Below are 13554 nucleotides of genomic sequence, written 5' to 3' on the forward strand. Positions count from 1 at the left end.
CGTTCGACACCTGGCGCCAGGCGCTGCCGATCACCCTGCTGGAAGTGGTGAAACCCGTCGATGCGTGAAGAAACCCGCGAACAGCCTGCCGCTCTGCGCAGCGGCCTCACCACCGGCAGCTGCGCCACCGTCACCAGCCTGGCGGCGGCCAGGCTGCTGCTCACCGGGCAGTGTGACGATGCGCTGAGCATCACCCTGCCCAAGGGCAAGGTGGTGCAAATGCGGCTGGAATTCTGCCGTCTCGTTGGCGAACGCGCCGAAGCCGGCACACTCAAGGACGCTGGCGACGACCCGGATGTGACCCACGGAGCCCTGCTCTACAGCCAGGTGCGCCTGCTGGGCGAGCCGGGTTTCCGATTTGTCGCTGGCGCTGGCGTAGGCACCGTGACCCGCCCGGGGCTGGTGCTGGCGGTGGGCGAGCCCGCCATCAACCCGGTGCCGCGGCGCATGATCAGCGAACATCTGCAAAACCTGGCCGACCAGTGCGGCTACCCGGGCGGCTTCGAAGTCACGGTCAACGTGCAGGGCGGCGAGCAACTGGCCCTGAAGACCATGAACCCGCGGCTGGGCATCCTGGGCGGGCTGTCGATCCTCGGCACCAGCGGCATCGTGCGGCCGTTTTCCTGCGCGGCCTACATTGCCTCGATCCACCAGGGCATCGACGTGGCCCACACCAACGGCTACACGCACATCGCCGCATGCACCGGCAACGCCAGCGAGGACACCATGCGCCGGGTCTACGCCCTGCCGGAAATCGCCCTGATCGAAATGGGCGATTTCGTCGGCGCGGTGCTCAAGCACCTGCGCAAGGTGCCCGTGCCACGCCTGACCCTGTGTGGCGGCTTTGGCAAGATCAGCAAGCTGGCAGCCGGGCACATGGACCTGCACAGCCGTCATTCCAGCATCGACCTGCCGCAACTCGCCGGCTGGGCCGCAGCTATCGGCGCGGACGAAGCGCTGCAGGCCGCCATCATCGGCGCCAACACCAGCCAGCAGGCCCTGGCGCTGGCGCATGCAGCCGGCATCGCCCTGGGCGACGCGGTGTGTGCCCACGCCCTGGCCTTTGCCCGCAGCGTGGTGCCGGCACAAGTACAGGTGGAGGTGTTCGCCATCGACCGCCAGGGCGGCATCGTCGGCAAGGCAGGTGTGCAATGACGACTCGCATCTTGCTGCTAGGCGGCATCACCGAAGCCCTGGCCATCGCCCGCCGCCTCGGCCCTCAGCACGTCTACAGCCTGGCCGGTATCGGCCGCGTGCCGCAGGACCTGCAGTGCCAGGTACGCGTCGGCGGCTTCGGTGGCGCCGAGGGCCTGGCCAGTTACCTGCGCGAAGCAGGCATCACGTTGTTGATCGATGCTACCCACCCCTATGCTGCGCAGATAAGCCGTAACGCCGCCAGCGCCGCGCGCAGTGCTGGCATCCCGTGCTGGGCCTTGCGCCGCCCGGCCTGGCAAGCTCAGGCGGGGGACGATTGGCGCGAGGTAGAGGACTGGGCAGGACTGATCGAGGCGCTCAAGCCGTTCCGCAGGCCGTTGTTCACGCTGGGGCGTGAGCCGTTGCAACATCTGGACGAGATTCCGCCGGAGCAGTTCTGGACCTTGCGGGCGCTGGAGGCCTGCACTGGTAACGCGCGCTGTGAGGTGATTGGCGCGCGCGGGCCATTCCATATCCAGGAAGAGCGGACTTTGTTCCAGCGTCGCAACATCGATGTGCTGATCAGCAAAAACAGTGGCAGCGTAGCCACTGAGCCGAAGCTGGAGGTGGCCAGGGACCTGGGCGTGCCCGTACTCATCCTCAAGCGGCCGAAGTTACCAACGGTGGACCTGGAGCTGGCAGGTGCAGATGAACTGCTCGTCAGACTCGCACTGTAAGTGCTCGCCTCGCCCATACGTATATCCCATTGACATATACATCGCCCCACTTAAACTTCAGTCACACATTGCCGCTTTTCAAGGAGGCCAATCATGGAGCAAGGTGCAGTCTTCAGAAGCAACCGCAGCCAGGCCATCCGTTTGCCAAAGTCCGTAGCCCTTCCTGAAGACGTAACCCGTGTGGACATCGTTGCGGTAGGCCGCACGCGCATCATCACACCTGCCGGGGAAGCATGGGACAGCTGGTTCGACGCTGAGGATGCAACGCCGGACTACATGGCTAGCCGTGATCAACCCGCTGACCAGGAACGCGAAGGGTTTTAATGCTCAGGTATCTGCTGGACACCAATATCTGCATTTTCACGATCAAAAACAAACCCCAAGTTGTTCGCGAGGCGTTCAATCGCCACCATGGCCAGCTGGGGATCAGTACCGTGACCTTGATGGAGTTGATCTACGGCGCAGAGAAGTCAGCCAACCCACAACGAAATCTTGCCGTCGTCGAAGGGTTCGCTGCGCGCCTGGAGGTACTTGACTACGATGATCATGCAGCGGAGCACAGCGGCCAACTCCGCGCGGAGCTGGCAAAGGCTGGCACGCCAATCGGGCCTTACGACCAATTGATTGCTGGCCATGCCCGGGCGCTTGGCCTGATTTTGGTCACCAACAACCTCCGTGAATTTCAGCGGGTACCTGGGCTACGGGTAGAAGACTGGCTGGGCTCAGGCTGTTGAAATCTGCTCACCTGTCATCTTTCCTACATTCTCAAGCGCCCTTTCTCACGGCCCAACGCGTGCATCCAAATGCCTTCAAGACTAAAGCTGCATTAAGCTTCAACCCCCTCCCCCGGAAGGTTTTACCCATATGGAAATGCAATGGTGGATCTGGCTGGTCTTCGGCATCGCGCTGATCCTGCTGGAACTGGTCCTGCCAACGTTCTTCATCCTCTGGTTCGGCATCGGTGCCGTGCTGGTCTCGCTCACCTCGCTCGCCGCCCCCGCCCTGCAGCTGGACATGCAAGTGCTGCTGTGGGTGCTGCTGTCATCGGTCACCACGGCGTTGTGGTTCAAGCTGCTCCGGCGCAAGCAGCCGGATGTGCGCTGGACTGCCGACAGCGTGATCGGCGAAGTGGGCCTGCTGACCATTGGCGTGTCGGAGTTCCAGAAAGGCCGGGTGCGCTTCCAGAAGCCGATCCTCGGCAACGAAGAATGGACCTGCATCGCCGACAGCGAGATCGCGGCTGGCGAACGGGTACGCCTGAGTGCCATCGAGGGCAACACCGCCCGCGTCATCCGGGCCTGAATCCGCATTAAAAGGAAGTTAGCATCATGACCAGCCTCATCGTCGTTGCCGCCATCGCCCTGTTTGTCCTGATCACCGTGTTCAAAGGGGTACGCATCGTGCCCCAGGGCGAGGAGTGGATCGTCGAGCGCCTGGGCCGCTACCACAGCACGCTCAAGCCTGGCCTGAACATTCTTATCCCGTACATGGACGTGGTCGCCTACCGCCTGCCGACCAAGGACATCATCCTCGATGTGCAGCAGCAGGAAATCATCACCCGTGACAACGCGGTAATCGTTGCCAACGCCCTGTGCTTCGCCAAGGTTGTCGACCCGCAGAAGGCTTCCTATGGCGTACAGAACTTCTCGTTCGCCGTCACCAGCCTGACCATGACCTCGCTGCGCGCCATCGTCGGCGCCATGGACCTCGACGAGGCGCTGTCCAGCCGCGAGCAGATCAAGGCACGCTTGCGCGAGGCGATGTCCGAACAGACCGAAGACTGGGGCGTGACCGTACGTTCGGTGGAAATCCAGGACATCAAGCCTTCCGAGAACATGCAACTGGCCATGGAGCGCCAGGCGGCGGCCGAACGTGAGCGCAAGGCCGACGTGACCCGCGCCGAAGGTGCCAAGCAGGCAGCGATCCTCGAGGCCGAAGCGCGCCTGCAGGCGGCCCGGCTCGATGCCGAGGCGCAGATCAGCCTGGCCGAGGCCTCGGCCCGGGCGATTTCGCTGGTGAAGGAAGCGGTGGGCAACGAAACCGTGCCGGCGATGTACCTGCTGGGTGAGCGCTATATCGGTGCCATGGAGAACCTGGCCGGCAGCGACAACGCCAAGGTCGTGGTGCTGCCAGCGGACCTGCAAGAAACCGTGCGTGGGCTGATGGGCCGTAACAAGTCCTGAGATTGATTCAACCCTCTTCGCGGGCCTGCTCGCTCCCACTGGTTGCAGCACAGGCCCTGCGACCTGCGCGGTCCCTGTGGGAGATGGCTTGCTGGCGATCGGGTTGCAAAGCAGCCGCCGACAGCCAGCCAACCTGCGTCACTTCACCGCACCCCGCCATTTTTACCTATACTCCGCCTTACAATACCCACCACGATTCCTGACCGGATCTCTCCATGCCCCCACGTCGGCACATTGCCTGGATAGCCTGCCTTGCAGTGCTGTTCAACTTGCTGGCCATGCCGCTGGCCTCAGCCGTGCCCAAGGGCCCGGCCGAGCAGCTGCTGTGGGGGGCTTTCTGTTCCAGCATGGGCAGCAAGGCCAAAGTCGATGTGCAGGCCCTGGCCAAGATCGACCTTGGCCCGCAAAGCGACGACAGCGCCAGCATGATGAACTGCTGGTGCTGTTCCGGCGCCGCACCGCTGCTGGCCCTGCCTGGTTACCCGCCGCAGTTGCACAACCCGCCGACACTGCTGGCAGGGCTGCTGCAGCCACCCGCCAAGTACCAACCCACGCCGCGCCAGCTCTGGCCTGCGCTCAACCCCCGTGCCTCTCCGCTGGCCTGAGTTCATCACGCTGACTGCCTGAACCTGAACAGAACGGAGATTCACCATGCTCAAGCACGCCCTCGTCATGGCCGCCCTGCTGCTGCCCGGCGCCTTTGCCAATGCCCACGAATACACCGTGGGCGACCTGCACATCGCCCATCCCTGGTCGCTGCAGTTGCCACCCAACGCACCCAATGTCGCCGCCTATTTCGTGGTGCACAACAACGGCAGCGCCGACGACCGCCTGCTCAGCGTCGACAGCCCCATCAGCGATGATGCGCAACTGCACGAGCATGTCATGAGCGCCGCCGGTGCCATGAAGATGCAGCAGGTACCCAACGTGGTGGTGCCCGCCGGCAAGGACCTCACCTTCGCCCCCAGCGCCTACCATGTGATGCTGATGCAGCCCAAGGACCGCAGCCTTCTCAGCGACGGCAAGCGCTTCCCGTTGACCCTGCACTTCGAAAAGGCAGGCGACATCACTGTCCAGGTAGCCGTACAGAAGCAGGCGCCGACGGACCAGCCGCAAGGCCACGAACACGCGCACTGACCACTGCTCAAAGGCGCTCGCCATGAGCTTGCCGCGCAACAGCTGCCGCCGTACCACCCGCCCTGACCGCAGGCGCGCCGGTGGCGGATGGCTGAGCCTGTTCGCCATGTGGATGATCTTCATCGGCCCGCTGATTTCCCAGTCAATGCCGATGGACCACCACGCCGGCATGAGCATGCCAATGGACATGCCGATGCCGGCTGCGCATCAGCATGGCGAGGGCGCTCATCACGGCCACAGCGGCGATGGCCAGCTGCATGTCATGTGGGAAAAGTGCGGTTACTGCAGCCTGTTGTTCAACTGCCCCGCCCTGCCCCAGGCCCTCAGCCCGCTTAGTGCCGACAGCATCGCCCCCACCACTCACCTGCTTGCGCCAACGCACCAGGGCCATGCCCGGCAGGCGGTATTCCCCGGTGCGCGCAGCCGCGCCCCGCCTGCCTCGATCAACGTCTGAATCCTTTTTTTGTGCACGGAGCCAGGAGGCTTCGCGCTGACCCATGACTGATCGACTGGAATCACTATGTCTGGCTGCACCCCTGTTTTTGCCCTGTCCCTGCGAGGGACCATTGCCGCCGTGTGCGGCTCGCTGCTCGCGCCCGTGGCCCTGGCCGCCGACCCTGGCCATGAAGGCCATGCGCACGATGCACCCGAGCTGAGCCCGACGGTGATTACCGCCGTGGCCCCCAGCTCGCCGCTGACCGTGGTCACCAACCCTAAAGACCCGCGCCAGCCCGTGCCGGCCAGTGACGGCGCCGACTACCTGAAGACCATCCCCGGCTTCTCGGCGATCCGCGCTGGTGGCACCAACGGCGACCCGGTACTGCGCGGCATGTTCGGCTCGCGTTTGAACATCCTCACCAATGGCGGCCTGATGCTGGGCGCTTGCCCCAATCGCATGGACGCGCCCACGTCCTACATTTCGCCGGAAACCTACGACCGTCTCACCGTGATCAAAGGCCCGCAAAGCGTGATCTGGGGCCCGGGCGGCTCGGCAGGCACGATCCTTTTGGAGCGCGAACCAGAGAAGTTCGGCACCCTCGGCAGCCGGGTCAACGCCAGCCTGCTGGCCGGCTCCAACGGCCGCTTCGACAAGGTGCTGGATGCGGCTGCCGGCAACAGCCAGGCCTACGCGCGCTTCGTCGGCAACCAGTCACGCTCGGACGACTACCACGACGGCAACAACGACACCGTGCCCTCCCGCTGGGACAAGTGGAACGGCGATGTCGCCCTCGGCTGGACACCTGACCAGGACACCTTGCTGGAGCTGACTGCCGGCAAGGGTGATGGCGAGGCCCGCTACGCCGGGCGCGGCATGGACGGTTCGCAGTTCAAGCGCGAGAGCCTGGGCCTGCGCTTTGAAAAATCCAACCTCGGCGAGGTCCTCGACAAGGTCGAAGCGCAGGTCTACTACAACTACGCCGACCACGTGATGGACAACTACAGCCTGCGCACGCCGTCGGGCAGCGGCATGATGGGCATGCCGATGGTCAGCAACGTCGACCGCCGCACCCTGGGCGCGCGCATCAAGGCCACCTGGCGCTGGGCAGACGTGCAACTGATCAGCGGCATCGACGCGCAGACCAATGAGCACCGCCAGCGAGGCGGCATGGGGGTCGACGCGCACAAGGGCCAGGCCTGGACCAAGGACGCCGACTTTCATAACTACGGTGCCTTCGGCGAGCTGACCTGGTACGCCAGCGCCGAAGACCGACTGATCACCGGCGCCCGCCTGGACCGCGCCTCGGCCCGCGATTTCCGCCAGGGCAGCGCCACCGAAGGCGACACCCGCGCCGACACCCTGCCCAGTGCTTTCATCCGCTACGAGCACGACCTGGCTGCCATCCCGGCTACCACCTACATCGGCCTCGGCCACGCCCAGCGCTTCCCCGACTACTGGGAGCTGTTTTCGCCCAAGCTGGCGCCAGCTGGCGCGGCCAATGCCTTCGATGGCATCAAGCCGGAGAAAACCACCCAGCTCGACTTCGGCATCCAGTACCGCACAGAGCGCCTTGAAGCCTGGGCCTCGGGCTATGTCGGGCAAATCCGCGACTACATCCTGTTCGACTACCGCACCGGCATGATGGGCATGAGCACCTCCCAGGCGCAGAACATCGACGCCCGCATCATGGGCGGCGAACTGGGCGCCGCCTACCAGCTCGCTGAGAACTGGAAAGCCGACGCCACGCTCGCCTACGCTTGGGGCAAGAACAGCAGTGATGGCAAAGCGCTACCGCAGATGCCGCCCCTGGAAAGCCGCCTTGGACTGACCTACAGCCGCGATGTGTGGAGCGTCGGCGCCCTGTGGCGGCTGGTGGCGGCGCAGAACCGCATTGCCGAAAACCAGGGCAACGTGGTCGGCAAGGACTACGAGAAAAGCGCCGGCTTTGGTGTGTTCTCGTTCAACGGTGCCTACAAGGTGAACAACAACCTCAAGCTCAGCGCAGGGGTCGACAACCTGTTCGGCAAAACCTACGCCGAGCACTTGAACCTGGCAGGGAACGCCGGGTTCGGCTACCCGGCCAGCGATCCACAGCCGGTCAACGAGCCAGGCAGGACCTTGTGGACCAAGGTCGATTTCAGCTTCTGACAACACAACGGGCGCCACTTCGGTTGCGCCCATCAGCTGGTCAAACAGGAGGTTCCCATGAGAGGAACACGTATCTCTTTCTACAACCTGGCCTGGCGTTGGCACTTTTATGCGGGGCTGTTCGTGGCCCCGTTCATGATCCTGCTGGCAATTACCGGGATCATCTACCTGTTCAAGCCGCAGCTCGACCCGCTGCTGTACCGCGACCTGATGGTGGTCGAAGCCGGCCATCACCGACAGGGCGCCGACCTGATGCTGGCCGAAGTACGCCAGGCCTATCCCAAGGGCCACGTCGGCCAGTACCTGCCGCCGCTGAACGCCGAGCGCAGTGCGCAATTCGTGGTGCACGACGGCGGGCGCGAACTGAACGTATTTGTCGATCCTTACAACGGCAAGATCCTCGGCGAGCAGGACGGCAAGCAGAACCTGCAGGCCATCGCCCGCGCCCTGCATGGCGAATTGATGGTCGGGACGGTCGGTGACCGCCTGGTAGAGCTGGCAGCGGGCTGGGGCATCGTGCTGGTGGTATCGGGCCTTTACCTCTGGTGGCCGCGCGGACGCAGCAGCGCCGGTGTGTTGTGGCCGCGGTTTTCCGCCCGCGGGCGCTTGCTGTGGCGTGACCTGCACGCGGTAACCGGTTTCTGGGGGTCGGCTCTGTTGTTGCTGATGCTGGTCAGCGGCATGACCTGGACCGGCATGTGGGGCAAGCAGTACGCCGACTTGTGGAACCGCTTTCCGGCGGCCATGTGGAACGACGTACCCAAGTCGGACCAGCAGGCGCGCGAACTGAACAGCGCGCACCGCCAGACCGTACCCTGGGCAATGGAAAACACACCGATGCCACAGTCCGGTGCGCACGCCGAGCACGCTGGCCACCACATGATGTCGGACATGCCCGCAGCGCCCCAGGTCAGCGTGCAGCAGGTCGAGGACATTGCCACCTCGCGCCAGGTCGAGCCGGGCTACAGCATCACCCTGCCGACCACGGCAGACGGGGTGTTCACCATCGCCGTGTTCGCCGACGACCCACGCAACGACGCCACCCTGCATGTGGACCAGTACACCGGCAAGGTGCTGGCCGACGTGCGCTGGCAGGACTACAGCCCGGTCGCCCGCGCCACCGAGCTGGGGGTGATGCTGCATGAAGGCAAGATGTTCGGGGCATTCAACCAGATCATCATCCTGCTGGTGTGCCTGATGATCCTGCTGGGTTCGGTGAGCGGGCTGGTGATGTGGTGGAAGCGCAGGCCGGAAGGCGGCCTGGGCGTACCGCCTTTGCGTCATGACTTGCCGCGCTGGAAGGGGGCGGTGGGGGTGATGCTGCTGCTCGGCGTGATGTTCCCGCTGGTGGGCGTGTCGATGGTGGTGATGTGGGTGGTAGATAGCCTGGTGGTGAGGCGCCGCCGGTTGCTGGCCAGCGTCTGATTATTGTACTGCCTGTACCGGCCCTTTCGCGGGTGAACCCGCTCCCACAGGGACATCACAGGCCTGAAAAACTGTGATGATCCTGTGGGAGCGGGTTCACCCGCGAAGAGGCCGGCACAGACAGAACACTGGTACCCAAATGTAGAGTCGATCTGTCGCGCCCCGAACTGGAACGCGCGTGTTAGCCTACCCGGCTACCTCTGACAAGAAGACTGACCTCTACAAGGGAATGCAGCGTATGACGCAAACCTCACCGACCGCGCCAGATGAACAGCATCTGCAGCGCAACCTGACCAACCGCCACATCCAGCTGATCGCCATCGGCGGTGCAATTGGTACCGGGCTGTTCATGGGCTCGGGCAAGACCATCAGTCTGGCCGGGCCGTCGATCATCTTCGTCTATATGATCATCGGCTTCATGCTGTTCTTCGTCATGCGCGCCATGGGTGAACTGCTGCTGTCCAACCTCAACTACAAGTCGTTCATCGACTTCTCCGCCGACCTGCTCGGCCCTTGGGCCGGCTACTTTACCGGCTGGACCTACTGGTTCTGCTGGGTGGTCACCGGTATCGCCGACGTGGTCGCCATCGCCGCCTACACGCAGTTCTGGTTCCCCGACCTGCCGCAGTGGATACCGGCGCTGACCTGCGTGGGGCTGCTGCTGTCGCTGAACCTTGTCACCGTGAAGATGTTCGGTGAAATGGAGTTCTGGTTCGCCCTGGTCAAGATCGTCGCCATCCTCGGCCTGGTCGCTACCGGCCTGTACATGGTCATCACCGGCTTCACCTCGCCCAGCGGCAGCACCGCGCAGCTGGCCAACCTGTGGAATGACGGCGGCATGTTCCCCAATGGCCTGATGGGCTTCTTCGCCGGTTTCCAGATCGCCGTGTTCGCCTTCGTCGGCATCGAGCTGGTGGGTACCACCGCCGCCGAAGCAAAGAACCCGGAGCGCACCCTGCCGCGGGCGATCAACTCGATCCCGATCCGGATCATCGTGTTCTACGTGCTGGCGCTGATCGCGATCATGGCGGTTACACCATGGCGCGATGTGGTGCCGGGCAAGAGCCCGTTCGTCGAGTTGTTCGTGCTCGCCGGCCTGCCTGCAGCGGCCAGCATCATCAACTTCGTGGTGCTGACCTCGGCGGCCTCGTCGGCCAACAGCGGCGTGTTCTCTACCAGCCGCATGCTCTACGGCCTGAGTCAGGAGGGTGATGCGCCCAAGGCGTTCGAGAAACTGTCGAGCCGCTCGGTACCCGCCAACGGCCTGTATTTCTCCTGCACCTGCCTGCTGCTGGGTGCGGTGCTGATCTACCTGGTGCCGAACGTGGTCGAGGCTTTCACCCTGGTCACCACCGTTTCGGCGGTACTGTTCATGTTCGTCTGGACGCTGATCCTGCTGTCGTACCTGAAGTACCGCCAAAACCGTGCGGCACTGCATCAGGCATCGAAGTACAAAATGCCGGGCGGGCGTTTCATGTGCTACGTGTGCCTGGTGTTCTTTGCCTTCATCCTGGTGCTGCTGAGCCTGGAGGCAGATACCCGCTCGGCCTTGCTGGTGACACCGATCTGGTTCGTGCTGCTGGCGGTGACCTATCAGTTCGTGCGCAGCAAGCGCCAGCCGCGCACGGCCATGCGTAACGGCTGACGGCCTCGGGGGCTGCCTGGCAGCCCATCGCCGCGGTTCGTCGCCACGGCAAGCCAGGCTCCCACAGGTAATGCACAGGGCTTGGGGCTCATGCACTCGGTGTGGGAGCTGGCTTGTCGTGGCGACGAACCGCGGCGATGGGCCGCGCAGCGGCCCCAATCCTGTGCACACAAATCTCCCAGGCACCAACCTGGCCCGCGCATACGCCCCAACGCCTCGCAAAACCCTTCTATCCCGCCCGCTCCGCCACTAGGCACACCCCTTGCAAAGCCCCTCCCCGCTTGGCCAACCTATAAAAACCAGCGGAGAGAGCACATGAAGCGTCGCAGTCTGATCAAGGCCTTTACCCTCAGCGCATCGATTGCCGCAATGGGCCTGAGCTGGAGTATCCAGGCGGCCGAGACCATCAAGGTCGGCATCCTGCATTCGCTGTCGGGGACCATGGCCATTTCCGAGACCTCGCTCAAGGACATGGCGCTGATGACCATCGAGCAGATCAACGCCAAGGGCGGTGTGAACGGCAAGCTGCTTGAGCCGGTGGTGGTCGACCCCGCGTCCAACTGGCCGCTGTTTGCCGAAAAAAGCCGCCAGCTGCTGACCCAGGACAAGGTCGCAGTGGTGTTCGGCTGCTGGACCTCGGTATCGCGCAAATCGGTACTGCCGGTGTTCGAAGAGCTCAACGGCCTGCTGTTCTACCCGGTGCAGTACGAGGGTGAAGAGATGTCGCCGAACGTGTTCTACACCGGCGCCGCGCCCAACCAGCAAGCCATCCCCGCCGTGGACTACCTGATGAGCGAAGACGGCGGCAGCGCCAGGCGCTTCTACCTGCTGGGCACCGACTACGTCTACCCGCGCACCACCAACAAGATCCTGCGCGCCTTCCTGCACAGCAAAGGCGTGGCCGACAAGGACATCGAAGAGGTGTACACGCCGTTCGGCCACAGCGATTACCAGACCATCGTCGCCAACATCAAGAAGTTCTCCGCTGGCGGCAAGACCGCCGTCATCTCCACAGTCAACGGCGACTCCAACGTGCCGTTCTACAAGGAACTGGCCAACCAGGGCCTGAAGGCCACCGAGGTGCCGGTGGTGGCGTTCTCGGTAGGTGAAGAAGAGCTGCGCGGCATCGACACCAAGCCACTGGTGGGCCACCTGGCGGCGTGGAACTACTTCGAGTCGGTGGATAACCCGGTCAACCAGCAGTTCGTCGCCGACTGGAAAGCCTACGCCAAGGCCAAAGGCCTGCCCGGCGCCGACAAGGCGGTGACTAACGACCCGATGGAAGCCACCTACGTGGGCATCCACATGTGGGCCCAGGCGGTCGAGAAAGCCAAGTCCACCGACGTCGACAAGGTGCGCGAAGCGCTGGCCGGGCAGAGCTTCAAGGCACCCTCGGGCTTCACCCTGACCATGGACAAGAGCAACCACCACCTGCACAAGCCGGTAATGATCGGCGAGATCCAGGATGACGGGCAGTTCAGCGTGGTCTGGGAAACCGAGCAGCCGCTGCGGGCGCAGCCGTGGAGCCCGTTCATCCCGGGTAATGACAAGCGGCCGGACTATGCAGTGAAAGGTAATTGAGTGCCACTGGGGCTGCTTTGCAGCCCATTCGCCGGCAAGCCAGCTCCCACACGGAAAGCGCACCCTCAAGGCCTGTGAAGGACCTGTGGGAGCTGGCTTGCCGGCGATGAGGCCAACATCGATTTCCAGGATTACCCGCATGCTCAGACTGCTGCTCACCCTGCTCTTGCTGATCCCCCTGGCCACCCACGCCAGCGAGGGTGAATTCTTTCTCGCCGCCAAGCCCGCCGAGCAAGCCCGCCTGCTCGAAGGCTGGGCGGCACAACCCGATGCCGCGCGCCTGCCACTGCTGGAAAACCTGCGCCAAGGCCGCATTGCCACTGACGACACCCGCAAGCTGCGCCTGAACAACCGCCTGCGCGGCCTTATCGACAACGCCCTGGCCAGCCATCAACTGCTCAGCGACAACAGCGACACCCGCCTGGCCGCCGCGCAGCAACTGCAAAAGAGCGCACAGCCGGCACAAATGGCCTTTCTCGACCGGCGCTTCGCTGCCGAGCCGGACACTGCCGTGCACGCGGCCCTGGGCCTGGCCCTGGCCAACCTGCAACTGGGCGCCAGCGAACCTGCGGTACGCCTGGCCGCCGTGCGCCTGCTGGGTGAAACCGGCGACCCGCTGGCCCGCACCCGCCTCGAAGCCTTGCTGCAAGCCGATGCCGAACGCGACCCGGGCGTGCGCACCGCCGCCGAAACCAGCCTGGCCCAGGTCAAGCGCAAGCTGCTGGTCGGCGAGCTGCTCGGCCAGGCGTTCAGCGGCCTGTCACTGGGCTCGATCCTGCTGCTGGCTGCACTGGGCCTGGCGATCACCTTCGGCCTGCTCGGGGTGATCAACATGGCCCACGGCGAAATGCTGATGCTTGGCGCCTACAGCACCTACATGGTCCAGGTGCTACTGCAGCGCCATGCCCCAGGGGCCATCGAGTTCTATCCGCTGATTGCCCTGCCGGTGGCCTTCGCCGTCAGTGCCGGGGTAGGCATGCTGCTGGAGCGCACGGTCATTCGCCACCTGTACGGCCGGCCGCTGGAAACCCTGCTGGCAACCTGGGGCATCAGCCTCATCCTGATCCAGGCCATCCGCCTGCTGTTCGGCGCGCAGAACGTCGAAGTCAGCAACCCGGCGTGGCT

The 13554-nt window shown here is 64.2% G+C and carries 14 protein-coding genes; all 14 read left to right on the forward strand.

Going from position 1 to position 13554, the window contains the following annotated elements:
• Window positions 1–60: 60 nt before the first annotated feature.
• Window positions 61–1155 carry a cobalt-precorrin-5B (C(1))-methyltransferase gene (locus tag HP546_RS16000; RefSeq protein ID WP_172227286.1) on the forward strand — a complete coding sequence of 365 codons (1095 nt, stop codon included), beginning with the start codon at window positions 61–63 and terminating at the stop codon, window positions 1153–1155.
• On the forward strand, window positions 1152–1871 hold the full coding sequence (locus HP546_RS16005; protein ID WP_172227288.1) for a cobalt-precorrin-6A reductase: 720 nt from the start codon (window positions 1152–1154) through the stop codon (window positions 1869–1871). The genes HP546_RS16000 and HP546_RS16005 overlap by 4 nt, the downstream gene beginning before the upstream one ends.
• 93 nt (window positions 1872–1964) lie before the next feature.
• Entirely contained in the window at window positions 1965–2195 is a 231-nt protein-coding gene (vapB, locus tag HP546_RS16010; protein WP_172227290.1) for a type II toxin-antitoxin system VapB family antitoxin, read from the forward strand.
• Window positions 2195–2605, forward strand: coding sequence for a tRNA(fMet)-specific endonuclease VapC (gene vapC / locus HP546_RS16015; RefSeq protein WP_172227292.1), 411 nt, complete (start codon window positions 2195–2197; stop codon window positions 2603–2605). Before vapB ends, vapC begins: the two co-directional genes overlap by 1 nt.
• Window positions 2606–2735: 130 nt before the next feature.
• Window positions 2736–3173: an NfeD family protein gene (locus HP546_RS16020; protein WP_172227294.1), complete on the forward strand. Its 438-nt coding sequence runs from the start codon at window positions 2736–2738 to the stop codon at window positions 3171–3173.
• Between the two features lie 26 nt (window positions 3174–3199).
• Complete coding sequence (locus HP546_RS16025; RefSeq protein WP_172227296.1) at window positions 3200–4054, forward strand: SPFH domain-containing protein; 855 nt, start codon at window positions 3200–3202, stop codon at window positions 4052–4054.
• Between the two features lie 215 nt (window positions 4055–4269).
• Window positions 4270–4659 carry a DUF2946 domain-containing protein gene (locus tag HP546_RS16030; protein WP_172227298.1) on the forward strand — a complete coding sequence of 130 codons (390 nt, stop codon included), beginning with the start codon at window positions 4270–4272 and terminating at the stop codon, window positions 4657–4659.
• 46 nt (window positions 4660–4705) lie between these two features.
• Window positions 4706–5191, forward strand: coding sequence for a copper chaperone PCu(A)C (locus HP546_RS16035; RefSeq protein WP_172227300.1), 486 nt, complete (start codon window positions 4706–4708; stop codon window positions 5189–5191).
• Between the two features lie 22 nt (window positions 5192–5213).
• Window positions 5214–5645 carry a DUF2946 domain-containing protein gene (locus HP546_RS16040; protein WP_172227302.1) on the forward strand — a complete coding sequence of 144 codons (432 nt, stop codon included), beginning with the start codon at window positions 5214–5216 and terminating at the stop codon, window positions 5643–5645.
• Between the two features lie 66 nt (window positions 5646–5711).
• A complete protein-coding gene (locus HP546_RS16045; protein ID WP_172227304.1) occupies window positions 5712–7778 on the forward strand; it encodes a TonB-dependent copper receptor in 2067 nt (688 codons plus the stop codon).
• 57 nt (window positions 7779–7835) lie between these two features.
• Window positions 7836–9203, forward strand: a complete 1368-nt coding sequence (locus HP546_RS16050) for a PepSY domain-containing protein (protein ID WP_172227306.1) — start codon at window positions 7836–7838, stop codon at window positions 9201–9203.
• 238 nt (window positions 9204–9441) lie between these two features.
• A complete protein-coding gene (gene cycA / locus HP546_RS16055; RefSeq protein ID WP_172227308.1) occupies window positions 9442–10848 on the forward strand; it encodes a D-serine/D-alanine/glycine transporter in 1407 nt (468 codons plus the stop codon).
• A 315-nt stretch (window positions 10849–11163) separates the two neighbouring features.
• Complete coding sequence (urtA, locus tag HP546_RS16060; RefSeq protein WP_172227310.1) at window positions 11164–12429, forward strand: urea ABC transporter substrate-binding protein; 1266 nt, start codon at window positions 11164–11166, stop codon at window positions 12427–12429.
• Window positions 12430–12568: 139 nt separating this feature from the next.
• Window positions 12569–13554 (forward strand): urea ABC transporter permease subunit UrtB (locus tag HP546_RS16065; protein WP_172227312.1); only part of this gene is annotated, 986 nt, incomplete at its 3' end.

Source organism: Pseudomonas sp. CM25 (assembly GCF_013179705.1).
Classification (GTDB): domain Bacteria; phylum Pseudomonadota; class Gammaproteobacteria; order Pseudomonadales; family Pseudomonadaceae; genus Aquipseudomonas.